Origin of the sequence: Micromonospora profundi (assembly GCF_011927785.1) — a bacterium.
GTDB classification, from domain to species: domain Bacteria; phylum Actinomycetota; class Actinomycetes; order Mycobacteriales; family Micromonosporaceae; genus Micromonospora; species Micromonospora profundi.
The window spans coordinates 3,268,934-3,294,510 of the sequence record NZ_JAATJK010000001.1 but is presented as its reverse complement, the minus strand read 5'-3'; the positions used below and the strand labels follow the sequence as shown (position 1 = coordinate 3,294,510).

21 protein-coding genes and 1 pseudogene are annotated in these 25,577 nt (G+C 69.4%); 4 read left to right on the top strand and 18 right to left on the bottom strand.

All coding sequences use genetic code 11. From position 1 onward, the window contains the following. Positions 1–253: 253 nt before the first annotated feature. Positions 254–2,821: an AfsR/SARP family transcriptional regulator gene (locus tag F4558_RS14480; RefSeq protein WP_245242526.1), complete on the top strand. Its 2,568-nt coding sequence runs from the start codon at positions 254–256 to the stop codon at positions 2,819–2,821. Positions 2,822–3,034: 213 nt separating this feature from the next. Here F4558_RS14480 and F4558_RS14475 read toward each other — a convergent pair whose 3' ends face one another. Beyond that, entirely contained in the window at positions 3,035–3,376 is a 342-nt protein-coding gene (locus F4558_RS14475) for a hypothetical protein (protein ID WP_167944654.1), read from the bottom strand. A gap of 20 nt (positions 3,377–3,396) precedes the next feature. Here F4558_RS14475 and F4558_RS14470 point away from each other — a divergent pair, with 20 nt between their 5' ends. Then, complete coding sequence (locus tag F4558_RS14470) at positions 3,397–4,314, top strand: hypothetical protein (protein ID WP_167944652.1); 918 nt, start codon at positions 3,397–3,399, stop codon at positions 4,312–4,314. A 561-nt stretch (positions 4,315–4,875) separates the two neighbouring features. Here the strand turns inward: F4558_RS14470 and F4558_RS14465 are convergent. After that, positions 4,876–5,223, bottom strand: a pseudogene (locus tag F4558_RS14465) (ADP-ribosylation/crystallin J1); the annotation flags it as partial. A gap of 211 nt (positions 5,224–5,434) precedes the next feature. After that, on the bottom strand, positions 5,435–6,073 hold the full coding sequence (locus tag F4558_RS14460) for an SAM-dependent methyltransferase (protein WP_167944650.1): 639 nt from the start codon (positions 6,071–6,073) through the stop codon (positions 5,435–5,437). 181 nt (positions 6,074–6,254) lie between these two features. Here F4558_RS14460 and F4558_RS14455 point away from each other — a divergent pair, with 181 nt between their 5' ends. Next, positions 6,255–6,884, top strand: coding sequence for a hypothetical protein (locus F4558_RS14455; RefSeq protein WP_167947474.1), 630 nt, complete (start codon positions 6,255–6,257; stop codon positions 6,882–6,884). Between the two features lie 786 nt (positions 6,885–7,670). Here the strand turns inward: F4558_RS14455 and F4558_RS14450 are convergent. From F4558_RS14450 to F4558_RS14380, 15 genes are all read right to left on the bottom strand, one after another. Then, the gene (locus F4558_RS14450; RefSeq protein WP_167944648.1) at positions 7,671–8,000 is read right to left on the bottom strand and encodes a hypothetical protein; all 330 of its coding nucleotides are present in this window, start codon (positions 7,998–8,000) and stop codon (positions 7,671–7,673) included. Positions 8,001–8,100: 100 nt separating this feature from the next. Beyond that, complete coding sequence (locus F4558_RS14445; protein ID WP_167944646.1) at positions 8,101–8,541, bottom strand: hypothetical protein; 441 nt, start codon at positions 8,539–8,541, stop codon at positions 8,101–8,103. Further along, complete coding sequence (locus F4558_RS14440) at positions 8,538–8,939, bottom strand: hypothetical protein (RefSeq protein WP_167944644.1); 402 nt, start codon at positions 8,937–8,939, stop codon at positions 8,538–8,540. The genes F4558_RS14445 and F4558_RS14440 overlap by 4 nt, the downstream gene beginning before the upstream one ends. Before the next feature lie 119 nt (positions 8,940–9,058). Next, a complete protein-coding gene (locus F4558_RS14435; protein ID WP_167944643.1) occupies positions 9,059–10,048 on the bottom strand; it encodes a DUF932 domain-containing protein in 990 nt (329 codons plus the stop codon). An 80-nt stretch (positions 10,049–10,128) separates the two neighbouring features. Continuing rightward, a complete protein-coding gene (locus F4558_RS14430; RefSeq protein ID WP_209273299.1) occupies positions 10,129–11,424 on the bottom strand; it encodes a prolipoprotein diacylglyceryl transferase in 1,296 nt (431 codons plus the stop codon). Positions 11,425–11,608: 184 nt separating this feature from the next. Then, positions 11,609–12,193: a hypothetical protein gene (locus tag F4558_RS14425; protein WP_167944641.1), complete on the bottom strand. Its 585-nt coding sequence runs from the start codon at positions 12,191–12,193 to the stop codon at positions 11,609–11,611. A gap of 13 nt (positions 12,194–12,206) precedes the next feature. Then, on the bottom strand, positions 12,207–12,935 hold the full coding sequence (locus F4558_RS14420; protein WP_167944639.1) for a hypothetical protein: 729 nt from the start codon (positions 12,933–12,935) through the stop codon (positions 12,207–12,209). A gap of 98 nt (positions 12,936–13,033) precedes the next feature. Continuing rightward, positions 13,034–13,720: a hypothetical protein gene (locus F4558_RS14415; protein WP_167944637.1), complete on the bottom strand. Its 687-nt coding sequence runs from the start codon at positions 13,718–13,720 to the stop codon at positions 13,034–13,036. Positions 13,721–14,033: 313 nt separating this feature from the next. Next, positions 14,034–14,885, bottom strand: a complete 852-nt coding sequence (locus tag F4558_RS14410; protein ID WP_167944635.1) for a replication-relaxation family protein — start codon at positions 14,883–14,885, stop codon at positions 14,034–14,036. A gap of 201 nt (positions 14,886–15,086) precedes the next feature. Beyond that, positions 15,087–17,546, bottom strand: a complete 2,460-nt coding sequence (locus F4558_RS14405) for a type IV secretory system conjugative DNA transfer family protein (protein ID WP_167944633.1) — start codon at positions 17,544–17,546, stop codon at positions 15,087–15,089. Continuing rightward, positions 17,543–19,279: a VirB4 family type IV secretion system protein gene (locus F4558_RS14400; protein WP_376767594.1), complete on the bottom strand. Its 1,737-nt coding sequence runs from the start codon at positions 19,277–19,279 to the stop codon at positions 17,543–17,545. The genes F4558_RS14405 and F4558_RS14400 overlap by 4 nt, the downstream gene beginning before the upstream one ends. Before the next feature lie 11 nt (positions 19,280–19,290). Continuing rightward, positions 19,291–20,178 (bottom strand): PrgI family protein, encoded by an 888-nt coding sequence (locus F4558_RS14395; protein ID WP_167944632.1) that lies wholly within the window; start codon positions 20,176–20,178, stop codon positions 19,291–19,293. Further along, positions 20,175–21,092: a TrbL/VirB6 family protein gene (locus tag F4558_RS14390; RefSeq protein ID WP_167944630.1), complete on the bottom strand. Its 918-nt coding sequence runs from the start codon at positions 21,090–21,092 to the stop codon at positions 20,175–20,177. The genes F4558_RS14395 and F4558_RS14390 overlap by 4 nt, the downstream gene beginning before the upstream one ends. A gap of 11 nt (positions 21,093–21,103) precedes the next feature. Then, on the bottom strand, positions 21,104–21,400 hold the full coding sequence (locus tag F4558_RS14385) for a pilin (protein WP_167944628.1): 297 nt from the start codon (positions 21,398–21,400) through the stop codon (positions 21,104–21,106). Positions 21,401–21,878: 478 nt separating this feature from the next. Then, on the bottom strand, positions 21,879–23,630 hold the full coding sequence (locus F4558_RS14380; protein WP_167944626.1) for a hypothetical protein: 1,752 nt from the start codon (positions 23,628–23,630) through the stop codon (positions 21,879–21,881). 658 nt (positions 23,631–24,288) lie between these two features. Between F4558_RS14380 and F4558_RS14375 the strand changes: the two genes are divergently transcribed. After that, the gene (locus F4558_RS14375; protein WP_167944624.1) at positions 24,289–25,485 is read left to right on the top strand and encodes a hypothetical protein; all 1,197 of its coding nucleotides are present in this window, start codon (positions 24,289–24,291) and stop codon (positions 25,483–25,485) included. Positions 25,486–25,577 lie beyond the last annotated feature (92 nt).

The window sequence follows — 25,577 nt, the reverse complement described above, 5'->3', positions numbered from 1 at the left end:
TACGCGGATGGTGAGAATCCTTCTCGGTGGGATAGCCAGAGACACTCACCCTCGTGTATCCGAAAAGATCGAGGATCAACCGCCGGGGGGACAGGTGCCGCAGACGCGCCGGGGCAGAGACGACAAACTCGCCGAGTACGGTGCACGAGCTACCGTCCGCATCCCCTCAGATTCGCCGCGACGTGCGAGACCGTCCCTCGGCGGGGCTGTTCGCGGCGTCATCGGCGCCGGCTTCTTCCTGGTCGCCGTTCCGGTGCTGCTGTGGACCGCGGGTGGGGACCCGCTGCGCCGGCTGCCGGCCTGGTCGCAGATCCCCGACTGGTTCGCGCGCTCCAGTGGACGGTTCACCCCGGACTTCCTCATCGGTGCGGCCCTCTGGGCGATGTGGCTGCTGTGGGGCGTGTTCGCACTGCTCCTGCTCGCCGAGATCCTCGCGGCGGTGACCCGGTGGCGTATTCCCCTACTCAGGCTGCCGGCCCCGTTGCACCGGCTCGTGTTCGGTCTGGCCGGCACCGCCGCGCTCGCCGTCACCCCCGCCGGCTCCCTACACGCGGCGGCGCTTCCGGATCGGCCGTCGACATCCGCGACCGAGCGCGCCGAAGTTCCCCGCCAAGCCGCAGCCCGTGGACCCGCCATCATCCACGTCGCCGACCAGCGCTACCTCTACACCGTCGAGCGACACGACACCTTGTCCAAGGTCGCCAAGGAGTGGCTCGGCGACGCGGGCCGGTGGCCGGAGGTCTGCCGCCTGAACAAGCACCGCCACTTCCCAGTCGGCGGTGTCCTGCGCGACTGCGACCTCATCTACCCCGGCTGGGAGCTTCGCCTCCCTACCGACGCCCGCCCACCACACGCCGCCACACCCGCAACGCCCCCCAACCCCCGGTCGGACCGGCCTGCAACACCACCCTCGTCACCGAGCGCCGCACCGATCCCGCCCGATCCCGCCGTGCCGCCACCCGCGCCCTCGCCATCAGCCGGCACTCCCACCACCACGCCGTCCGCAGCCCCAAGCGGATCCGTTTCGTCGCCCGCGCCATCGTCAGGGGTCTCCAACCCCGCCACGTCGCCGCCCGCAACGAACAGTCCTACGGCCACAGAAGACCAGGGTGTGGATCTGTCGGACTCCGATTGGCTGCCTTGGTCGCTCGCCGCCGCCATCAGCGCCGCCGCCGCGATGCTCTGGCTCCAACGCCGCCGTCGATACAACGGCGAGCCTGACGATGACCGGCCCACCGAACTGCCCCCGACCGTCGTCCAGGTCCGCCGCGCTGTGGCCGCCCATGATCCCGAGCCTTCGGATACGAGCAGCGACGACAGCCCGCCGCCCGCCCTCGTACCCGACCTCGGGTTACTGCCGGGCGGCGGAACCGGAATCGTCGGAGACGGCGCCCACGCCGCCGCCCGCGCCGCCCTCGTCGCCGTGCTGGCCTCCGGCGGCCCGCACCACCCCAACGCCCGCGGCGAGGTCGTCATCGACACCGCTACCCTGGCCACGCTGCTCGGACCGGACGCGGTGACCCTCAACCCATGGCCGCGCCTGCACGTCACCGACAGCGTCAACGACGCGCTCACCGTCATCGAGTCCCGGCTGCTGCATCGCAGCCGCATCCTCGATGAGCACGCCCTGACCGACCTGGACGAGTTGCGGCGGACAGCGCCCGATGAGGAAGCGCTACCGCCGGTCGTACTCGTCACCGGAACCCCGTCAGCCAGTGCCTGCATGCGCGCCAAAGTCGCCCTCGCCCTGGGCGAAGGCCTGCACGTGTCCGCGCTGCTACTCGGTGAATGGGCCCACGGACCCACCGTCGAGGTCACCCCGGACGGACACACCACGCTCATCTCCGGGCAGCACGCCGAACCAGTGCCACCGCGCCTGCCCGTACTCGAACCGGCCGCCGCCCTCCAGATCCTGACCACGCTCCGCGAGGCGCAGACCGGCGAACCGCCCGCCAGCACCTCACCCGCCCTACCGGTCACGATCGTGCCCCTACACGCGAGCCGCACCGAGACCATGGCCCCTGCCACGGATCCGGCTACCCCGACCGTCGTCAAACCCGCCGCCGACGCCCTGTCAGGGCGGGCGCGGCTGCGCGTGCTCGGCACCCCGCGCATCGAAGGCATCACCGCAGAAGGCCGACCGCTGCGAGCCAAAGCCCTGGAACTCGCGGTCTACCTCGCCGTGCACCCCGACGGAGCCAGCACCCGCGACATCGGTGAATACCTTGAACCCGACGCCCGCATCAGCCAAGCCGACCAACGCGTCCACACCAACGCCTCGAACCTGCGGCACGTCCTCGGCCGCGCCGGAACCGCCGCGACGAAGAACGCCTACGTCATCAAGTCCGCAGGACGGTACCTACTCGACCCTGCGACCGTCGACGTCGACGTGTGGACCCTGCGCGACCTGATGCGCAGCGCCACCATCGCCACCGGACCGCGCCGCCGCGAACTCCTCACCGCCGCCTGCGACCTCTACACCGCGCCCCTCGCCGACGGCCACGACTACGAATGGCTGCAACCCCACCGCGAAACAGTCCGCCGCTGGGGCACCGAAGCCCACCTCCTGCTCGCCGACGACCTCCTCGACAGCAACCCGCAGGCCGCATCCGACCTACTCGCCAAAGCCATCGGACTCGACCACTACAACGAAGCCCTCTACACCAAGGCGATGCACGCCCGACACGCCCTCGGCGACGCCGACGGCATCCGCACCCTGCTACGCGCCCTGACCAAAGCCCTCGCCGACCTCGATGCCGAACCGCACGACGACACCATCGCACTCGCCACCCAGCTGCGAAACAGCCCGGACGAGAACTGACCCTCTCCCGCCAGACCGCCCCGCGCACGTTTCAACGCCGCCCGCCCGGTCCGTTCGCTGCACCTCGTACGCCCGCGCATCGGCACGCCCCCGTAAACCGGCGGAAACCGCCACCGCGCGGGCCGCCGCCCTCTTGCTGCCGGGTCGGACCAGCTCGGCCTGACCACCTCCGCGCTGAGGCCAGCCGGAAGTGTTTGTCCTCGTTGGCCTGTGTCATGCGACGGCCGCCGCGATCGATCTCCGCAGCACCGGTCGCCTCGCAGCCGGAGCCTTCATGCCGCTCAGATCATTTTGGTCGCTGGCGCTGCGCACGTCCCGGCACTTCATCAGCACCTCGGAGAAACGGGCGACGGAACGCATCTGGCCCTCGATGACAGGAGACAGCGTCTGAATTGAGTACGCCGCTGGCATCATGGGCGCATGCGGCTCGCGTTCCAGTACGGCACCGCCGTGGTCCTTGTCGCCGGGGCACTCGGCGCGAGATGGATCCGGCTCGACGAGGGTCTTGATCAGGCGGAGAAGTGGGTCTGCCGGGCCCTGGATCGCACCGGTCATTGCGGTACTGGTGAGGCGGTGTGAAGCGCCGGGATGTCAGGCTCGATCGGGACGTAGCCGCATTGTTGGCGGCCAGGGCGTTCACGGAGATTCGTTATCTGGCCGGAGACGCCCGGCGCAGGTCGGCGGACAGCTCCCTCGATGAGGATCTGGAGCGCATCAGGTTTCTGGCCGATCTGTGCCACAACATGCCGGGGATCGCTCGGCCACGGTCCTGGCGGCCGTCGCGCAGAGGAACCTCCGGCAGCAGTCTCCAGCAGGCGATGGCCACGCGGCCAATGAGCTGGACTTGGAACACCACTGGCTCGCAGGGGCGCGCATGGATGCTGCGCCACATCGAGCAGGGCGGCCGTCGGTGGACGCCACCACCGCCACTGCCGATTCGTGGCAAGGGTCCGTTGCCGATGACGCTGCGGCAACGGGTCAGCGTTCTACTGCGACGCTGGCCGGTTAGAGCCCCGGCCGGACGTCAGCCGCTGCCTGCGGAAGCACGTGCTCTCAAAGCTCTCGACACCGACGCGGTCTGCGCCCTGTACGAAGAGGCCGGACGGCTCCGACTCGGCCTCGGCGCAGGCGGACCATGGCTCCGGGCCCACCTGGACCTCGATGGCGTCCACTACCTGGTCCCGGACCCGGCAAACTACTACTGGCCGGGCAACCGAGACAGTCACGGCGGCGCGATCCGCTGGTGGCAGTGCACCGCACTGCTGCGGATGTACGACGGCGATCAGGTCAGCAGCATGATCGCCGTGCTCCCCGAAACCTTCACCGCACTGCCCTCGACCCTGACCCGACGGGAACAACTGCGACTGGTTCACCTCGCTCGTGTCACGCAGCGAGACGCCTACCTCTGGAGCCGAGACCACAAGGCCGGATGCGACCCACAGCTCTGCGGCTACCTTGCCGAAGCCGCTGAAGAACCTCCGACGGACAACTGACGAAGGCACCGATCACTCGCTGTATGGCTGCGCGTCGGGGCTGCTTGCAGGAGTCCGCTCATCATGACCGGGCTCCCCGGCGCCTGCGTCGACTCAAACGGTGCTGCCACCGCATCAGTGATGCGCGGAGCCGCGAGGTACGCGGTCGATTATGCCCGCCGATGTCCGCTAGTCCTCGATGGTGAATTCGAAGGTGCCTGCCTCGATGCGGTCGATGAGCTGGCTGACATCGTCGGCTTGCCGAATCGCATCTTCCCAGCCGCTGCTGGTGATGTCGGTCAGTAGCACCGGCGCAGGGTCGCTGCGCAGGTCGAGCACAAGCTGTTCGCGTGAGCCGTCACCGCCGATGATCGCGATGCCGGGATGCTCATCGGTGGCGTGGTCCCATGCGTCATGCACGTCGAGCATTTCGCGTGGCGAGTTGAGCCACACGTAGGCTCCGCTGGACATCCACCCTCGCCGGAACCACGACTCACCTTGGAGGTAGGTGCGCCAAGCGGCCGGCAGAGACCGGCCCAGGGCCTTGTCGGCGCGGGCGAACTCGTGGTCGTTCACTGGGCCGCGGTACTCGGATTCCTCGATGATGGCGCCGACGATGTGGGCGTTGAGGTCGGCAAGCTCCTCGGCGGGGATCCAGTACTCCAGCACGTCGCGGCCACCGGCCTGGTGAACCTCGTAACGGTCCAGGTACGACCGCTCGACGTCAAACCGGGTTACGTAGCCGACACCCCCGGCCGGGACGTTCCACTCCCGGGCGATCTTCGTGGCATACCAGCGGTTCAGGACCGGGTAGAAGATCGGCTGATCCGCCAGGCGTGGTGGCCAAGCCCGCCACCCCGACGCCGCCACGAGGTCACGTTCGGCCTGCCCAGTGGGCCGCCACAGGGAGATCGTGTCGGAGTTGTCGATGGTCTGCTCCTCGCCAATCGTGGTTGCGGGGTGGTCGTGGCGAGCCACGTGTCCAACATTCTGGTTAACGGCCCTCAGCGTTGTCGTTGCCCGGCCGGCTCGGCCATCAGAAAAGCGTGTGCTAGCGGTCCCGCATGCGCTGATCTGCCGCGGACATTGCTACGTCGCTGCTCTGACTACCGCTACCGGCAGTCTCGGCGGCGGATAATTCTTATCGTGTGAAGGTGAAGATCCGGCCGCTCGGGGGCGGGCTGTCGGGTCGGCCGCGGAACAGGTGCACGCCCACTGAGAACAGTCCGCCGGGCGGCGCATCGAAGGCCTGCTCGGTGAACTCCACGCCGGCGAACCAGCGCCGCACCGCCGGGGTCAGGTCCGGAGGCCTACGTGTCCGGGTCCAGATCACCGCGGCTCCTGGCGCGCACAGCCTCGGCAGTGAGGTGATCGTCGCTCGGGCGTCCTGGTCGCTGATGTTGCCCAGCACGCCGGCGAGGAGCACCAGATCGGCCGGGACGGCGGTACGGTACGCGGCGAAGTCGCCGGCGTCGGCACACCGGACGGTGATACCGCCGAGACCGGCCGCGGCGGCGCGCTTGCGTGCGGCTGCGGCGTTACGTGAGTCCTTTTCGATCAGTTCGGCCTGCACCCGGTCGGCGTCCGAGCGGCCGGTCAACACGCCGATGAGGTCGTGGCCCTGACCCGCGCACACGCTGACGACTCGTAGCGTGGGCTCTGGCCGCTGGTCCAGCCAGTCGTCGATGTGGCGCTGCACGATCCGTAGTCGCCGTGACAACGCTGACGCGTCGTCGGCGTACGGCGAATGCCAGTCGTGCCAGTCCGTTGTCTCGGCCACCCGACGATGCTGTCAGGCGCATCCGATCCCTGCTGACCACGACCGCTTGCCCGAACCGAGCATTACCCACAGCAATGGCACTTCGGCCCGAGGGTGCGCGGTCGTGCCGACGTGAGTGCGTCGATGCGATGACGAAGGCGCAGATCGGTGACACGTTGACGAGGTAGAGTCTCGCGTCGTGATGGCAGGGCTTGATCAGCAGGGTGTCGATGGCCGCCGTCTCGGTCAGGAAGCGATGCGACGGCTACGGCTCAGATCCGTCTGCGCGATCGACCCCGGACTCACCGACTCGGAACTTGACCGGATTGAGCAAGAATTCGGGTTCCAGTTTGCCGCCGACCACCGGGCGTTTCTGTCCGCAGGGCTGCCGGTGAACACTCGGCCCGAGCCACGCGAGCCGGACGTGATCTACGCAAACCCGCAGCCATGGCCCGAATGGCGTAGTGGGGACCGCGACATGCTGCGCGGTCTGCTGGACTGGCCCAGCGAAGGAGTGCTGTTCGACGTCGAGAACAACGGCTTCTGGTACGACGGCTGGGGTTCACGTCCAAGCGGCACCGCCTCCGCATCGGCGACAGCGACGCACATGCTGGCGCAGGTTCCGAAGATGGTGCCGGTGTATGGGCACCGGTATCTTCCTGGTGAGCCGAGGGCTTTCGGCCACCCGGTGCTTTCGATGTGGCAGACCGACATCATCTACTACGGGTTGGATCTCGCCGACTACATCGACCGGGAGTTCGGTAGCGTGGGCCCAGGCCAGGCCCCGTGGGAGCCGAAGGCGAGCGTCGAGTTCTGGCGCGATCTGGTCTGAGGCGTACTCATTTCGGCTGTTTCATCTGCCGGAGCGTCCCCAGGCCAGGCCAGGCCAGGGCATGTGGCGAGCGACGTCATCGGCAATTCGGCGTGCAGGGCTGTCTCTATCGCCCTGGCCCGTGGGGATTCCGACGCTGCTACAGCCCAACCCGCCTGATGGCGGCGATCTGGCCGAACCAGTTGTTCAGTCGCGAGATCTTGACCGTGTCGCTGGTTCGTGGCGCCTGGATGATCAGTTCCTGCCCAATAGCATGCCGACGTGGCGGGGTTGGCCATGGTGCCTCGGCTACCGGGGATGAACACGAGGTCGCCCGGCAGCTGGAGGGTCGGGTCAGCTGCCGGCTTTCCGGCGTTGACCTGGTCGGTGGTGACGCGTGGGATGGGGATGCCGGCGGCCCGGTACGCCGACTGCACGAGCGAGAGCAGTCGCATTGTTGTCGGGGTCGCCGGAGTGCGGGTCGGTGCAGGTGCCGCCGAAGTGGTAGGGCGTGCCGAGTTGGGTTCACGGCCCAGCTGATGGCGGTCGCTACGGCGGGTGGGGTGTTGGTGGGTAGCGCGAACCCGGCGGGAAGCGCGTCGAGGGCGTCGGTGGCGCACTCGGTGAGGGCCTTGGTCAACTGCTCCACGAGGTGCTGGGCGTCGTCGGTCCATGTGGCGTAAGCGTCGGGCAGCGGCAGTCGCAGGTGCGCTCGCGGGCGGTGCGGCGCATAGATGTCTCCTCTGTTCGTGAAGCACGAAAGGTCGTGGGCCGCCCGCATGGGCGGCCCACCTTGAGTGGTCACTGTTAGTCGGGCAGTGCGTCGAGGACATTGGCGGCTTGGCGGAGCAGGTGGTCGATGACGAGGCCGACGCTGTAGACGTCGGCCCGGGTGTCGATCTTGGTGGCGCGGTCCCAGTCCCAGGTGCCGTTGGCCATGGCGGGGACCTGCCAGAGGCCGCTGCTCTGGTCGAGGAACAACGAACGGCCCCACTGGTTGGTCAGCAAGGTGATCGGCTGGGTGGCGCAGGTGATGGTGCAGGCGCAGCCGGACTCGTTGTAGGTGGTGCGCGGCTGGCGGTAATGGATGATGCAGCGGCAGTCGCAGACCCTGCGCCACGGTGGCGTGTGCGTCACGGGTTCCTCCGCAAGGGGTGAATGCGCGTACGCCTCGGCCGCCGCCGGCGTTGGGGTGGCTTCCGAGGCGTACGCGGTGGGATCGGGTTGTGTCAGGCTGTCAGGGGTGCGACGGCGGGATGGCGGAGGTTCCGCCTGGTCCGAGGAGCAGGTCGTCCTGGACCTGCCGGGTTTCCTCAACGGTGAGCACGTAGGCCGGCAGTCGCGGTATGTGTTCGCGCCAGGCCCGGTAGAGGCGGTGGGTCCCGTCGATGAGCAGCGGGCCAGGCGGCGCTTTGTTGACGCTGATCTGCGCCACGATCAGCGGCTGGGTCAGGTCGGTGGTCATGGCGTAGGTCCGGTTGAGGGCGGTGCTGGTCGGGCCGATGAGGCTGGTTGCCCACGCGTTGCCGAGGTAGGCGAGGCCGTACGCGGCGGCCCACGCCGGCACGTCCAGGGGCTGGGTGGCGCGGGGCGACGCCGCGATCAGCGCTTGCGCGGCGTCGATCGAGAAGACCCACGGCCCGAAGTGGAACCACTGAGGTGGTCGGGGGCCGGTCACTGGTGGTCGTTCTTCGCGGTGAGGCGGGTGTAGATCGCGATGCAGCGCAGGATCAATTCGTGTGACGGCAGGGTCAGCAGCTGTTGCCGCTTGTCGTCGCGGAGTTTGCCCCAGATGAGGACAGTGACGCTGGCCGACCACAGGTCGACGAGGACACCGTCGATCTTGGCGTGCTGGCGGTTGGCGACGATGCGCCGCAGCGTGTCGATGAGGGTGGGGTCTCCGGGTGGGTGGTTGGCGTCGTCGGGTCGTCGCGCTTCGGGGAGCAGGGTGTAGCAGTCCTCGCAGGTGGACTCGACGCGCGGCGGGTCTTCGGTCTCCCACCGCTGCACGTCGGCAGCGGGCAGGCCGCACACCGACTGTCGAAGGTTGCGGGGGTGACGGATGTGGCGGATCATGGGAGGCCCGTCCGGTCTGATCCGCGTTCGGTGGTGCTCGGCTGTGCCATGGGTGTGTCCGTCCTGTGCGGGCCGGGGCAGCGGCCGGTGGACCGCTGCCCCGAGGTGTCGAGGTGCGGTCAGACCTTCAGGAGGTCGAAGGCGGTCACCTTCAGCTCGCCGACGTTTCCGGTGAGCACCCGGTTGGCGCGGGCGGTCTCGTTCTTGGCGGGCTGGTAGTGGTCGAGGTACTCGGTGATGGCCTGGTAGCCGGCCCACCGGCTGCCGGTGATCGCTTTCTGGGTGTCGGCCTCGCGGATCAGGTACTTGAGGGTGCCGAGGCGCTGCTTGGCGTTGTTGCGGGTTTGCTCGGACGCGTTGTCCTTGACCGGCCACACCCCGGCGACGACCTTCTCGAACTCGCGCATGGTCAGCTCGGTCTGGAGCATCCGCTCGGCGGCCTTCTCGAAGGTCTGCATGTACGTCCACATCAGGCCCAGCGCTTCACGGGCCTGGCTGATCTGGGAGTTGACGTTGGAGGTGTGCCGGAACGTGTAGTGCCCGGCCGAGTGGGCGAAGGCGGCGCGTTGGGTGTTGGCGCAGACGACTCGGATCGGGCTGGCGTCGACCCGCAGGGCGGCGGTGCCGTCGTGGGAGGTGGTGCCGATGAGGTAGAGGTCCAGGCGGTCCACCCCGGCGATCTCCATCGCCGTGGGCAGCTTCATCGTGACGAACACCGACTTGCCGCGGCGGAGGCTTCCGGCGGTTTCGAAGTGGGCGCCGCCGACCTGGTCGACGAGGCGGTCGAGCATCTCGGCGCACTGCTCGTTCTGAACCACGGTGTAGTCGGTGCCGACGATGCCCAGGTACTCGGTTGCGCCGGTGACGGGGTTGCGGCGCACGGTCATGCGCTTGTCGTCGGCGGGGATCTGCACCTCGACGCCGTTGACGATGTCGATGCCGACGGTGCGGATGGTCCGTACGCCCCAGTCGCCGAGCCGGGCGGCGGCCATGATCTCCTCGGCCTTCATCGTGTGCTGGGTGACGGTGCCCAGCTGATGCCAGGCCGACAGGCGGGCGCTGGCGAAGGCGGTCGTTCCGTCGGCGAATGTCTCAAGTTCGTGCGGCACAGGGGTTCTCCTCTTCGATATGCCGCGGGGGCCGAGCGCGTACGCGCTCGGCCCCCGCGATGGGTTGGGGGTGGTGCGGGTCAGGACTGCTCGGCGTCGTTGTCGTCCTGCCGAGGGTGGTTCGCGCTGGTGCTCGGGGTGGGGTTCTGGTCGGGCTGGGGCGAGTAGGTGAAGGTCAGCGGTGTGTCGGAGGCCAGGAGGATCCGGCCGGCGGCGGCGGCCTTGGTGCAGTTGTTGCGCACCGCCCCGGAGCTGACCGCGCGGCCGAGTTGTGCACTGATGGCGGTGGCGATGTCCTGCGGGCTCATCGCCCGGCCCGGGTTCGCGGCCAGGACGTCGAGGGTCAGCTTCTCCAACTCGCCCCGGCCGAACGGCTGGCTGCCGTCGGCGTTGGCGGTCCCGTCGCTGCGGCGGCCCACGCTCGCGGTGATGCCCGTCGCGCGCGGCGGCGTGCGACGGGGCAGGGTGACGACGTGGGTCTCGCCGTCCGGCGCGACGACGTGCAGCGTGCCGTCCGGCCGGATCAGGGGCAGCACCGCGGCCGTGGCGCTCGGCGTGTTCGCCAGGCCGCGGATGACCTGGTAGCACAGTGGGCAGCGGGGTGGCTGCGGGTTCGGGTCGACCTCGCTGGCCTTGGTCGGGCCGGCGATCCACCGCTGCGGCAGGCCGGGCAGCCGGCGGGCGGCGTCGGCCTGCTCCATCGCGGTCAGCAGCCGCGAGGCGGTCGGGTGACTGATACCGCTCTCGCCGACAATCAGGTCCAGCGTGGCGCCGATGTCCCCGTAGTCGGCAAGGACACCCTTGATGGCCATGACCTTGCGGTCCCCAGGGCGAGCGGGTTGCACGGCCGCGACCGTCGGTGCCTGCTCGTCCTTTCCACGGTCGGCGTTGTCCGCAGTGGTGCCGTCGGACTCGGTCGCGTCGTCGCTGTCGACCTGGCTGCCCGATTGGTCGGCCGTCTCGGTGTCCGGCGTGTCGACGGCGTCGTCACTGCCGTCGTCCGGTCGGTCGTTCTCGGCGGAGGCGCCGTCGACCGCATCGGTGGGCTGGTGGCCTGCCTCCATCTGCGGCTGGTCGGCCGCGTTGTCAGGCTCCGGTTCGCCGATGTCGGCCGCGTCGGCCGGGTCGGCGGGCAAGAGGGCATCGGCGTCGCTCGGCGTGGCGAGGGTCCACCGCGCGGGTTTGCCCTCGGCCGGGTCGGCGTCGGGGTCCACCGCGACGATGACACCGGCGTCGGCCAGGGTCTTGATCGCCTTGTCGGTGGTCGAGCGGGCCTTGCCGGACTTGTCGGCCAACTCGTGGACGTCGCCCTGACCGAGGTCGGTCAGGGCGTCGAGGGCGGCCTGCGTGGCAGGCGTCAGCGACAGGTGTTCCATCAGGATTTTCCTTTCGTGGGAACTGGTGAGGGGTGCCGGGCACGGTGGTGTGCCGGGGCGGGTGGTGCGCCGGGGGTCGCGGGCAACGGCCAGTGCGGCAGGCGCATGACGTCGCGCGCTGCCGAGGGGCGCCGCTCAGGCGTGGCCCGGTGGGTCGTGGCGGTGAGTGGTGCCGCGGCGCCGGTCAGTGACCGGGGACGGCCTCGTCGGCCTGGAGGATGTAGAGGCGGTCCTCGGTCGGATCGCGGTAGACGCCGGCGTCGGCGTGGGACAGATACAGCGGGTTGACGCTGCCGGGCGGGCGGATCCGGGCGTCGGATGTGCCGACCTTGATGGGGCTGGCGTGTCCGGCGAGGTTCTGTCGGCGGCAGGAGTCGGTGTGCGGCAGGACGACCAGGACCGTGTCACCGGGGCTGACGTAGCGCCGCCGCACCGACCGGCCCGGGTTCGCCTGCGCGTACGCGGCCCGTGCCGCGTCGCCGATGAGGGTGTCGATCCAGTTGCGGGCGTACCGGTACTCCCGGGCCAGCTCTGTGATGGTCTCGACCGGGCCGGCGACCGTGCTGGTGGAACCGTTCAGGTCGTCTTCGTTGATCAGGAGGGTGCGCAGCCGGTCGACTGCGTGTAGCAGTTCGGTGCGCAGGTGCCGCAGGTTGGCGGCGGCTTCGGGCAGGTGTGCGGCGGCGGGGACGGGGTCGGTGGCGTGTTGGTCGAGGGTGCGCTCGGTCGTCGCGGTGATCCAGCGGCTGATCGTGTCGAGGTGCGCCATGAGGTCCCCGGCTTCAACTGGCGAGGTGGGCGAGTTCGGTGGGGTCGAGTTGGTTCGGGGTGCGGTTGCGCCAGGTGTCGGAGTGGCGTAGGTGCCACCAGCGCAGCAGGGACCGGCAGGCCGAGGCGAGGTCACCGCAGGCGGGTAGCGGATACACCGTGGTGAGCGGGGCCTGATGCGGCCGGGCGATGTAGGCGGTGGGCGTCCACCCGTGATCGGTTTCGGTGACCTCGCCGACGACGCGATCCGGGTAGGGGATGTCGAACGCGCCGGCGGCCTCGACGTCGGGTACGACCAGCCAGGTGTGCGGGTCGCTGCGCCGTAGCGTCGCGACGCCTCGCGACGGGTCGCAGCGCCGCAGGAGTAGGTACCGCTCGTCGCCGTCGGCGATCGGTCGGTGGTGGCGCCAGGCGTGGTAGCAGGTGACGAGCGCGGCCCCGAGGACGGTGTGCCGTTCGCGGGCGACCAGTGCGTCGGTGAGGGTCTGCTGGTAGCTGGCGATGTGCAGGTCGGCGCGGGCGGCCAGCCCTTGCCGGGCGGTTTCGGTGAGCACACCCGCCCGGGCGAGGGCCTGGTCGAGGCTGGTGGTGCTGTCGGTGAAGTCGCGGGCGGTCTTGTGCAGGATGCGGGCGAGGTCGCCGAGTGGTTCGGGGGTGGCGGTGTCGTGGCGCCACAGGTGTTCGGGCAGGACGTCGTTGGTGTCGGCGGCGATGCGCCGTAGCGCGGGATCGGTCAGGAACACGAGAGGTCTCCTTTGCAGACGGTCGGGTTGTGGGCATGGCGAGGACCGGTCGCAGCGGGGCTGCGACCGGTCCTCGGTGCGTTCGGGCGGTAGGGCAGTTAGGCGATGGCGACGGCGCACAGTCGTGCGCTGGAGCGCAGGCTGCGTAGGTAGGCGCAGGCTTCGTTGAGGAAGCGGATTCGGTCGGCGACGGAGTCGCTGGTCGGGATGAGCAGGCGGCCGTCGGTGGTGATCAGTGCGTTGCCGATCAGGGCGATGCGCCAGTGCAGTCCGACGTAGGTGGCTTCGCCGGCCTGGTAGACGGACAGTTCGTACGGGTCGAGATGGTGGGCGAGCATCGCCAGGACGCGTGGTTGTTGCTCGAAGCGTCGGCGGGCCTCGGCCAGGCGGAGCTTGGTCGGGTCGGCGTTGTGCTGGGCGAGGTAGTCCTCCCACGGGTGGGCTGGACGGGTTGTCGCGGCGATGTGGGTGTTCCAGGTACGCCAGCGCAGGGCGGCGTGGTGGGCGGCGTTGGCGGCGGTGCCGGTGAGGTCGAGGCGGCCCTTGCGGCCTCCGGCGGCCATGGTGACCGCGCCGAAGCGGCGGGCGGCGTCGAGGAGGTAGTAGCCGAGGAAGCGGGTCAGCCAGCCGATGAGGCGGCGGTGGCGGACGTGGTAGCGGCGGGCCGGGGTGCCGTCGGCGTGCAGCAGGTCGTTGACCTTCTCCGAGGCGGCGAACCAGTCGGCGTCTTCGCCGGGGGCGAAGCAGACGGTGACGACGACCTGGTCGAACAGCGGCGTGGGCATGGCAGGGTGCTCCCTTCGGGCAGGGGTGGGCGTGGAGGGTGTGTGGCGTGGTGTCACCGGGTCGCGGCGGCGTCTGTGCCGGGAAGCTGCCGTGCGAGGGCGCGGGGCGTGGATCACGAGCCGACCGTCAGGTGGGCTGTGGGTGATCCCGCTGGCGCGGGCAGGTCCAGGGGGAAGACGGGGCGGCGGTGCGAGCAAAGAGAGAAGAGGTTGCACCGTAGCGTCGTGACCTGACAGCACCCGCTCTGTCAGGATTGCCGGCTATGCCGCTGAGCTGCGCTGATAGGATCTGCCGTGAGCTTGTCAGGGTCTGTCAGAGTACGAAGCCGCTCTCGTCGTAGTTCGGGTTGTCCGCCACGGGCTGCCCGTGGTCGCTGGGCAGTTCGGTGAGCCGGACTCGGCCGGTGGCGCCGTCACGAAGCCAGACCGCTTCGGCGGGGTTCGTGGCGTGGTTGGCGGTTGCGAGGGGAACGCTGTCGCGGCGGCTGCGCAGGAGCCGGTGTAGGTGTTCCTCCCGGTGTTCGCTGCCGAGCCAGAACAGCACCGGGTAGCGGGGGCCGCCGCGGCGGATCAGCTGCGCGTACCGGTCGAGTTTGGCCACCACCCGGCCGAGGGGTTCGGTGCCGGTGTCGGCCTCCAGGAAGAACCCCACTGTGGTGTCCGCGACGCTCCACAGGCCGTGCCCGTCTGCGGTGATGGTGCGGAACTGCCTGGTGGTCATCGTTTCGGACCACCACCGGTCCAGCCGCGCCTGCGGGTGTTGGCGGGCGTGCACGGTGAGGCGGACGAAGAATTCGTTGGCCATGAGCAGGTGGGTCAGGTTCGGGTTGGCCGAGAGCCGGTCGACGGCCTGGCGGCTGGTGCGCACGGTGGGTTCGGGCCGGCGGTGGGCGGCGGCCTGGAAGCGGTGCCCCTGGTGGCCGAGGGTCCAGTGCCACGGATGGCTACCACCCCCGGCGCGGGCGAACCGGAACCGGTCCAGCAGGCCCAGCGCGGCCAGCTCACCGAGGCGGATCTGACAGGTCCGTCGGGCCAGGAACAGCATGCGGTGGATCTGATCGGTGGTGAGGACCTGGTGGTCGTCGAGCAGCTGGAGAAGCCGACGGTCCCGGTTGGTGATGTGGGGATAGATGGCAAGGAGGCTGGCCGATTGCGATTGCGGCATGGATATACCCCTGGAGAGAGAGTCCCGTAGGGAGTCTGGATGAGTCGATCTTGGTTTCGGTCCTGGCGTCGGGTGGGTTGGGGCAGGTCAGGCACCTGACAGACCAGGTGCGCGGGGCTCGTGTGGGGTCTCGTGTCGCGGACACCCCCAGACGAGCCCCCGGTGCCGTGCCCAGCCGAGCCTGCGAACGCGCGGCCCGGGTCAGCGGTCGCGGTCGGTCATGCGCCGCTTCATCGCGGTACGGGCGAGCTGCTGCATCGGCGGCTCGCCACCGGTGTGACTGTGGGCGGCGGCGCACTCCTGCCGGATCGCGGTCGCTTCACCCACCGGTGGCGCCGGCGGGTTGGTCACGAAGGTGAACGCGGGTAGTTCCCGGTTGCCGACCAGCAGCCGGGCGGCGGCGGTGTAGACGTCGAGGTGGGCGAGGTCGTGCTCATCCAGCTCGGGTTTGGTGTGGCGGGACAGGTCCCGCGCGTCGGCGGGGTCGACGGTGAAGAACAGTTTCGTGCGCGCGTTGGCCGACACCGCCGCGGCGATGTCGTTGGGCAGTTGCGCCAGGTCCTGGTGCGCCAGGACGAGCCCGAGCCGAAAACCGCGCGCCTCGGCCAGCATGTCCCCGACGCTGCCGGGCAGAGTGAGGAAGTTGTGGCACTCATCGATGTAGAGGTTGGCGTCTTTGCGCTGGTCTTCGGGGATGCTGGCGCGGGCGATGGCGGCCTGCCAGACCCGGGCGACGATCATCGAGCCGAGGATGCGGCTGGTCTCCTCGCCGAGGATGCCCTTGGGTAGCCGGCAGAGCAGCACCCCGCCGTCGAGGACCCGGCCCATGTCGAACGACGAGTGGGCGTTGCCGATCACCGACTTGACGAAGTCGCGCAGCAGGAATGCCCGGAGTCTGGCGAGGACGGGTGCGATGACCTGGCCCCGGAACTGCTCGTTGATGCCGTCGTACCAGAGCCAGAACCCGCCGAGGCCGTCCGGGTCGTCCAGGCCGTGGGTGAACCGGGCCCGGAAGTCCCGGTCCTGCAACAGCGACGGGACCAGACTCAGGGTTGGTTTCGCGTGGCGCATCAGGGTGAGGCAGGCGACGCGCATGGTGTCGTCCATGCGGGGCCCCCACTGGCCTTGGAAGATCTTGGCGAAGATGCCGACGAGGTTGTCCACGGCCAGGTGTGGGTCGCCGCCGTCATCGAGGGGGTTGAAGCAGCCGGGGTTCTCCTGGTCCGGGTCGATGAGCACGATCTTCTTGGCGTAGGAGGCGGGCAATCGGTCGAGGATGTCGGTGATCAGGTCGCCGCGTGGGTCGATGACCACGGTCCCGCGCCCGGACTTGATGTCGCCGAGGATCATGTTCAGCAGCAGCGTGGACTTGCCGACGCCGGTCTTGCCGACGACGTGCACATGCTGGCGGGCGTCGGTCACGCGGAGGCCGATGCTGTGGTGGCCGAGCTGCGAGCGGCCCAGCACCTTCACGCTGCGCCCGCCGGAGGGCACCTGCACGGGTGCCGGCACGGCCTTGGCCCGCGCCCGGTCCAGGCCCGGGACGGCGAGGTCTTGCGGCAGCGCGGCCAGGGCGGCGAGTTCCGGGACGGTGGCCAGGAACCCGCGCCGTAGTTGCCGTCCGGCGAGCGTGGCCACCGGGCGGGGCATCTTCATCCGGCGCAGCCGGTTCGGGCCGGTGTACGCCGCGGCGGCCGAGGCGATGGTGTGCCCGAGCCCGCCGAGGCGTGAGCGGACGTGCGCGGCCCGTTGCGGGTCTGGTGGGGACGTGCCGGCGTCAGCCGCGACGGCGAACCGGACCGCGATCTCGTAGTGCGGCACCCGCACGGCCTTGTCGACAACGGTGCGGGCCTCAGCGGTGGCCACCGGGTCCCGCTCGGCCGGACGCACCGGGGCATGGCCCGGGGTGCGGGGCCGCGACGCGCCGGGTGTGAACACGTCGAGGATCCACAGCAGGGGCTCGATTGCCAGCCGCACCGCCCCGGTGACGGCGCGGGTGGCCAGGTCGGGCCGCCCGTGGCGATGGTTGCTCGCGGCGGCCCTGCGGGCGGCGCGGACGCGGCGGGTGGGTGCCGGGCGGGCGAGGATCTGCACACATGCGTGTTCGCGGTGGCGTACCTCGGCTCCGGTGGCGAGCAGCGCCCGCAGTGGGTCGGTGTCGTGCTCGCTGCGCAGCGGCAGCCCGTCGGTGTGCTGCGGCCAGTGCGCCCCACCCACCTCCTCGGCGACGGTGGGCGCAATCGGCGGTGCGGCGTCCGCGGTGGTGAGGGTGGCCGCGGGCCAGGCCGCCCGGACGGCGGCCTCGACCGCGCCGCGCGCCACCGTGCCCGGCACCCAGACCCGGATGGTCAGGGACCGGCCGGTCCAGATGTACTCCCAGCCGACGTGCGGGATGCCGAACAGGCGCTGCTGCCACACCGACGGCGTCAGCACGCCGACCAGCGTGGTCCAGAACGCCGCGGCAGCCTCGGCGGTGACCTCCGGCGGGGCGGCGACGGTCAGCCACCGTGCGCCGGCCGTGAACCGCTGGTGCCGCCAGGCGAGCAGTCGGTCGTGGCCGAACACTGCGCTGACGATCGCGGCGGCGGCGATGAAGCCCAGCCACGGCCGGGCGATGATCCAATGCCCCACGTCGGCGGGCCAGGTCGGGGTGGAGGTCATGCGGCCTCCCCGATTCCCGTCACGGCAAGCTTGTGCTCGGCCGCCGATCCGACACTGCGGAACGGAATCCGGCTACAACCAGCGACGAGCAGTCCCTCGCCGCGCGGCGCCGACAGCAGCAGCCGCGACTCCCCGGCGGTCAGACCGAACGCCTCGGACACCGCGTCGATGGACTGCGTGGACTGGCGCATCAGAACCTGCGTGGCGGCGTTGGACACCACCGCGAGGCCGAGGTCGGTCGACAGCACGTCGGCCGCGTCCTGCGTGATCACGCACAGGCCGGCGGACCGCTTCCGCGCTGCCTTGGCCATCCGGAACAGAAACCTGCTGCCTTCGCCGTCGCGCATCAGCAGCCAGGCCTCGTCCACCACGACCAGCTGTCGCCGCCGGCGGGCGGCCGTGGCCGGGGTGTCGATGCCCGACCAGATCGAGTCGAGCGCCAGCAGCGTGCCCACCGTGCGCAGCTCGTCGGGCAGGTGCCGCAGCGACCACACCACCAGGTGCCCGGCCGGGACGGTCGTGGTCGGACCGTCGAACAGGCTGGCGAAGTTCCCGACCGTCCAGGGGGCGAGCCGGGCGGCGAGCTGCCCGGCGGCCGGGTCGCCGTCAGCGGCGAGCACGTCGGCCAGGTCCCGCAGCAGCGGCGCAGGCCTGGCCCAGGTGGCCGGGTCGCCGGTGATCCCGGCGCGGGCGTAGGTGGCGGTGATCGCCCGGTCCAACGCGGCGCGCTCACCCGGCGGCGGTGCCGCCCCGAGCATGACCGCGATCAGTGTGTGCACGTACAGGCCGCGTCGGGTGAGGGTGTCGGCCCGGTGGTCGGCGGGCAGATCGAAGGGGTTGACCCTGACGCCCGGTTGGCCGAGCTGCACGACCGTGCCGCCGACGTGCTCGGCCAGAGGCGCGTACTCGTCTTCGGGGTCGATGACGGACACGACCGTGCCCTGATAGAGGTTCCGTAGCACCTCCAGTTTGACGAAGTACGACTTGCCCGCGCCGGAGCGGGCCAGGACGACCGAGTTGTGGTTGTCCTGCGCCCACCTGTTCCAGATCACCACCCCGTTGCTGGTCGTGTTGACCCCATACAGCAGCCCCTCGGGCGCAGCGACGGTGCCGGGGGCCGGGGCGGCGAGGTCCGGCGAGGCGAGGGGAAACGCCGCCGCGAGGGCGGTGGTGTCGAGGATGCGGCGCATCCGCAGCGGGTCCACACCGACCGGCAGAGTGGAGATCCAGCCCTGGTGGTGCCGGAACGTGGCCGGTTGCAAATCCAGCAGCACGCTGGCGGCGGCCGCCTTCACGCCCGCGGTGACGGTGCGCAGCTCGTCGAGGGTACGGGCGTGGATGGTGACGTAGATGCCGGTGTCGAAGAGCTTCGCCGCGCCGCGGGCGACGCGATCGGCGAGGTCGGCGGCGTCGGCCGCGGCCGCCTCGACCATCGGGTCACCCAAGCGTCCCTGGTCGGCGTCGAGGCGGCGCGAGGATTCGAGGCGGGCGCGTTGGCGCTTGAGCATCGGCGCGGCCAGATGCGGCGCCACCGGGTCCAGATGCACCGAGACGTCGACCCGTGCCGGGTAGGACAGCAGCGGGTCCAACCAGGCTGGGCCGACCTCGGCCGGATAACCGCACACCACGTAGGTGGCGGCATACCCGTCGCCGACCTGCACGTGCCACGGCGTGACCGACAACGCGGCGGGGGAGGGCATCTCCGCGCCAGCCGCGACACTTATCTTCGGCATTTTCAACAGGTTCACGATGTGCTCCGCAGGGTGATCGGGGCGCCGGGCACCGCACGCGGGCCAGGCACCGGCGGGGAGAACGGATCGACCGCACCGGCCAGCGCGGAGGCGACAGCCGGCCCATCCAGAGGGGCAGCTTCGACACCGAGCCCGGACAGCGCGCGCACGCCGGCGTCAGCCCCAAGCTCTGCGGTGACGATGACGACCTGGCGGCGCAGCGGATCGCGCTGGCTGTCGAGGTCGAGCAGGAATTCGGCGTAGTCGTCGGCGGCGGCCTGCAACGCCGGATGCGCCAAGCGCGGCGCGTGGTCGACGACTGCTTGCGCGTAGACGGTCAGGTCGTGCCGCTGCGCAGCCACGACGATCTGCGCCGGCCCGGTCAAGCTGTTGAGGAACCGCCCGAACCCCTCCAACAGCGCCCCCTGCTCACTCCCGGTGCGCAGGTGGATGTTCATCGTGCCGCAGGCGATCAGGACCTTGCCGCCGCCCTCACTGGTCAGCACTCCGGTCGGGCTGATCGCCGTAGCCGGAGAACGCAGCGGCGCCGGAAGGCTCGGCTGGCCGGCCACGACCGCGACCGCGCTGACCCGAGCTGAACCCGGGGCGAGCGTGTGCGGCCTGCTGCTCAGCGCGAACCCGTGCCGCAGCCACACGTCCAGCGGCAGGCCGTCACGGCGGCCGAGCGCCACCACGACCGCCACGGCGAACACGAGCGCCCCGGCAACGATCCACACCGCCTGTGGCAGTAGATGCCCGAACGTGTCGTAGACCCCGAGGCCGACAAGGCCGGCACCGCCGATGATGCCCAGTTGCCGGAACGTCAGCCCGAACGCGATGCGGTCAGGCTCGTTGACGTTGGCCGGGACGACGGCACGCGGGACGTGGTCCTCGATCGTCATCGCCCACCTCGCAAGGCGGTACGCCCGAGCCCGCCGCCCGGGAGACGGCGGGTGATGCCCTGGATGACCACTGCCCGCAGCATGATCCCGCCGACGTTCGGCGACCCCTTGCCCGCCGCGTAGCGGCCCATCATCGCGGGGATCCTGACCGTCATCCACAACACCACCGCGACCAGCAACAGGTTCAACACGTCCGAGCCCGGCAGGCCGATCAGGACCGGAATGCTCGCCTCCGGGTCGGTGAGCAGGTGGATGCCGGTGGAGAACGCGATGGCCTGCAGCACGGCCGTGCCGAGGCAGCCCAGCATGCTGCGCCACCACAGGTCGGCGGTTGGTTGCGTCCAGGGCAGGCAATAGCAGGCCAGCGCGAGCGGGGCGAGCCCGGCCAGGATGACCAGCACGGCAACGCGTACGACCCAACCGGTGACCAGGGCGAACATCAGCCCGACGATCAGCAACCCGATAACCAGCGCGATAAGGGCGTTGGCCGGGTCGGTGAGAGCGGCAGCCACGTGGGTACGGGCCATCGTGACCGCCTGCGTGGTCGGCGCCGCAGTGCCGACCATGGCCACCGTCAACGCGTTGGCGACATCGATGAGAACGGCACAGAGTGGAACCGCAACGTTCGACAGGATGAACCCGACAACGAGGCGTGGCACGAGTTCCTTGACGCCGTACCGCATCTCGACCGAACTACTGGTCATCGTCACGACGCCGGCGGTCACCAGCGCGAGGATGTAGCAGGCGTTGACAACCAGCGCGCTCTTCGCGGCGATGGTCTGCACCTGCGGCAACACGGTGACGTCCGGCGACAAGAACATCGACGACGTCAGATAGGCCAAGAGCCCGCCGAGGAGATCTTGCAACCGCTCGGCGAGCCATTCCACCAGGCCGTTCATCATCCAGTCGACCATGACCGGTGTCCTCAGCCGCCGATGATGCCCTGCAGCACCTGCAGGATCACGGGGGAGAGAACCGCCAACGCGTAGCCGACCAAAGCGGACTTGAAGTTGCCCTTCGCCTGCTCGACCTGGGCCGGGTCACCGCCGGCGGCCATGTAGCGCAGGCCACCGATGACCAGGAACATCGTCGCGGCCAGCGCGATGATGCCCATGATCCACGCGGTGATCGAGGAGATGACCTCGTTGATCGATTTCGGAGCCGCCAGTGGCTGCGGCGCGGCGGCAGCGAGATCGGACAGGACTGACAGAGTTGTGTGCATTGCGACGCTCCACAAGAATCCTGCGGGCCGCCGCGGTGGGGACCAAGGCGAAGCTTCGACTGGGCCGGTGGGGGCGCTCCTCCCTTGCTTCGGCGAGGGTTGCGGTGTCAGTACGCCGCGCCAGCCGTGCCGGACCATTGGCCTCGCCGGATGAGGGTCCCCACCGGGCGGGCATGCCGTGGATGACATGCACCGCCCAGATCTCGGCTGTCAGGCCGATCGAACTCGCCCGGCACCCGTCACGACCTGACAGGACCAGTCAGCGACTCACGGAGTCCCCTGGGACCGCGAACCAGAAAGGCCGGTGCGGACCGAAACGCAAGAGAGTACTCGGAGTGAACTGGGACAGCAGGTAGGACTTCCTTCAGAAGGCAGCTACTTGACGACTGCGGGATTTATCGCTCAGCACGGGTGGAGTGCGACCCTTATGTGCTGCTGGTGATTGATACACCTACGCGACGTTGCGCGAGCCGCTGGCCTACTCCTCGGTGGCAGTCGTGCCGGCTTGCTGAGACGGCGACGACTGGCCGAGGATCAACGCCTTCAGGTCGGGGTCGTCCAACTGGCCGACGACGACCCGTCGCTCGAGTTCCATGAAGTCCTCGTTGCCCGGCGAACACTTCACCGCCCTGTCGATCGCTGCAAGGGCCAACGTGGGTGCGCCGTCACTCAGCAGGCGGTGCGCGACGAGGGCCCAGAGCGCCGAGTCCACTCGTGGCGGCAGCTCGACGTGTTGGCGCCGATTGAGTTCCTCATATCGCTGTTCGGCGAGTTCGCACAGATCGTCGAGTGACCAGGGCGGAGTGTGGCCGAGCAGCGCCCCGACGGTGAACGAGCACATGCTCGGCACTTTAAGCTCCGTGAGCGCCGCCTTCATCACAGCGTCGGGCGCGGGGCGGTGTAGCTCGGTCGCCATCACTCGGTGCCAGAGCAGATAGATGGCCAGCATCGGTTCGCGGATCGCAGGACTACGGTGCGTGGCCAGCATGTCCTCGATTCGTTCGAGCACCGGACGCATATCGACTCGCATGTGCTTGTCCCGTCCGGCTAGGACTTCGGTGACGTAGCCAAAGAATTCGCCGGCTCTGAACGCCGCGGTGGACTTCGTCATCGACTCGGGATTGCCGAGGTAGAACTCCGGTGCCAGCCGGACCTGGATGACGTTGGGCAAATTCTCACGCCACCGAAACGTTCTGTCGAGATCGGTCGGACCGCGGTAGACGAAGGTCCTGATCACGTGCCGGGCCAGCCGGTTGAGGCCTTCATGGGTGAGCATCGGCCCGGCCTTCGGCACGTCGATGGTGTGGGCGCCACCGGCGTGCAGCCAGGCTTCCCTGCGGAGTTCCCGCAGCTCGTGAATGCTCTTGGATCGGGTGGTGTAAGACTGGGTCACGAGTAGTTGCAGGGCAGGCTCGGTCACGGGCCCGACCACTCCGGCTGCTTCCTGGCGGAAGAAGCTAGGACGGACATGGCTGAGCATGAACGCCCTGTACCGGGCGGCAATGCCGGCCTTGTCCGCCGCGAGGATCGCCGACCGCACCTGATCGGCTTGTTCCTCGCTTAACTCCGCGAGGACGGGGTCGAGGATTCGCTTCTTCTCGTGCGGGTAGCGGTCCCAACCCGTATCCGGGACGGGCGTGCCGGCCGACAGCGATTCCAGGGCCGCGACGTAGTCGGTGTAGGCGAGCGTGGGGTCTTCGGCGACTCGCTCACTGGCGGTGACGATGCGGCGCATCGCTTTGATGGCTCGCTCGTATGCCTCGCGGTGCAGGGCGAGCAGGCGCGTCATGAAGGCGCGCAGGTCCTCGATGTCGGCGGGACGCAGCACCAGGTGCGGCGTGAACGTGCGAGGCATGACGTCGGCGGCAACCAACCGTCGGGCCGATGCCGACGGTTCATTGATGAGTCGGTCCGCCTTTTCCCGAGTTAGGGTGAACGTGGCGTTCAGCGCGAAGGACAGCACCACGGCGAGGTCTTCAGCGATCTCGTCCCCGCCGGTGGAGATCATGAAATCCTCGGTGCCGTCGGGAAGGACGGCTTCCAGACACTCGGTGAACTCCAGCAAGACGGTGTTGACCCGCTCACGATCGGTCGCCGGGGCCAGATTGCCCACCGGCATAGCGACTGGCCCGACTACGGAGAAGTCCGCGTTGGTGTAGAGAGTTCGGCGATGCTTGGTCTCATTCAGCGCGACGTCACCGAAGTACATCCCCGTGATGACCTGAAGCACGTCACGATGATCGCACGGCGTTCGTTCCGAGCGTCACCCCGACGAGTGAGGCTGGCGTACCAGGGCTGGCGGCTGGTCCGAATCGGTGCACCGGCCGTGTCATCGGGATTCTGCAGCACGACGCGTGGCTGGCCGAGCCACTCGACGCGCTGGGAGCCTGGCTGCTCGCGGAGGACGCCTACGAGCGCGGCGGCCTACCCAACGAGGCGCTCACGTACCTGCAGGAGAACTCCGACCACCTGGTGGGGTCGCACGCGACCCTGGTGGCAGGCGAGGTCTTGCGCCGGCATGTCGGGGTGGTGACCTCGCCGACCTGGCCCGTGACCGTTGCGCCCTGGCTCGCGCTGATCAAGGGGAAGCGGCGCCGGAATTGCGAGCTGGAGTGGCGCGGATTGCCCCGCACCGTCAACTGAGGAGGCGGCCGATTGAAGTTCGCGCCGCGGGCGACAGGACCGTGCCGGCCCACTACCGCAGGCTGTCGCCCGTGCCGTCGACGGCCGCGACGCCGGACTGATCATGCGCCCGCCTACCTTGCTGAGACCGAAGCGTAAGGACCAGGACGGAGGTCGACCGCGGCTGGCGCGTGGGTGTAGCCGATGAGCGGATACAGCGGCGTGTCGCAACTGTCCGAAGAGCGTCGCCGGGTTGTGATGTCGTGGTGACGATCTTCTCTGCGATCACCCGGACCGACCCGTCCCCGGCGGTGCACGGAGATGGGCGGTTTAAGTTCTTGGACCGAGTCTCGGGGGCGTACTGGGACCAGATTCGTGACGTGATCGAGGATTGGTTCAGCCGCCTGTGCCCGGACGCCCAAGCCGACGTGAGGGGCCGGCTGAGATCGAAGGACGACAGGCAGTTCAACGGGGCGTTCTTCGAGTTGTACCTACACGAGTGCCTGCTTCGGATGGGCTACACCGTGACGTGCCACCCGGTGCCTGAGGGGACGACTCGCCGGCCGGACTTCCTGGCTGAGAAGGACGGACGGTCGATCTACGTCGAAGCGCGTTCGGCATCCGTCAGCGACGTCGCTGTCGGCGCGGCGGCGCGGATCAACGTGGTGTATGAGTCGCTCAATAGATTGGACAGCCCGAACTTTCTCCTCTGGATCGAGGTCGTGAGGCAAGGCCTTGGTCCGCTCCGCGCCAAACCGCTGCGCGGCCGCCTGGAGAGATGGCTCAGCGGCCTGGACCCCGACAAAGTCACGCCGGGCGGGCGCCGCGATGACCTCCCGTACCACCCGTACGTGGAGCCGACCGAGGGTGGCGATGTGGGCTGGATCATCGATTTCTGGGCCATTCCCAAGTCCTCCGAGGCGCGCGGAAGGGAAGGCGTCCGACCTTTGGGGATCTTCGGCGGGAACGCGGCGTGGGTAAACGACGAGGACGGCATCCTCGGGGCGCTGAGCGACAAGGGTGGGGCCTACGGCCCCCTCGGCGCGCCGTTCATCGTGGCGGTCGCTTCGAGCAGCATGTCTTTGGACGACCACGACGTGTACAACGTCCTCTACGGCAACGAGATGTTGCAGATCACGACGGCGCCGGATGGCACCGAATCGCAAGTCGTCGTCCGCGAAGCCAACGGCTACTGGTACGCAGGCGACAAGTGGGACCACCGAGGGGTGTCGGCCGTGCTCGTCGTCAAGCAGCTCCGCCCTGCGTCGGTCGGCAATCAGCAGCACACGATCTGGGAGCACCCGGACCCGGAGCACGCTGTTGAAGCGCTGCCGATGTGGCGCCGGGCTACCCTCTGCGCCGACGGTCGGATGGAGTTCACCGACCCGCCGCGTGCTCAGGCCGATTGGTTCGGCCTCGGCGACCCCTGGCCCATAGGCGATCCTTTCCCTCGTCGGGCCTAAGCAGGCTCCCCTCTGTGTCAAGGCATCGCCGGGAGGAGGGTTCTATCCTGGGTTTCGGCGGGTCCGGGGGAGTGACTCCTCCGAAGAGCCGG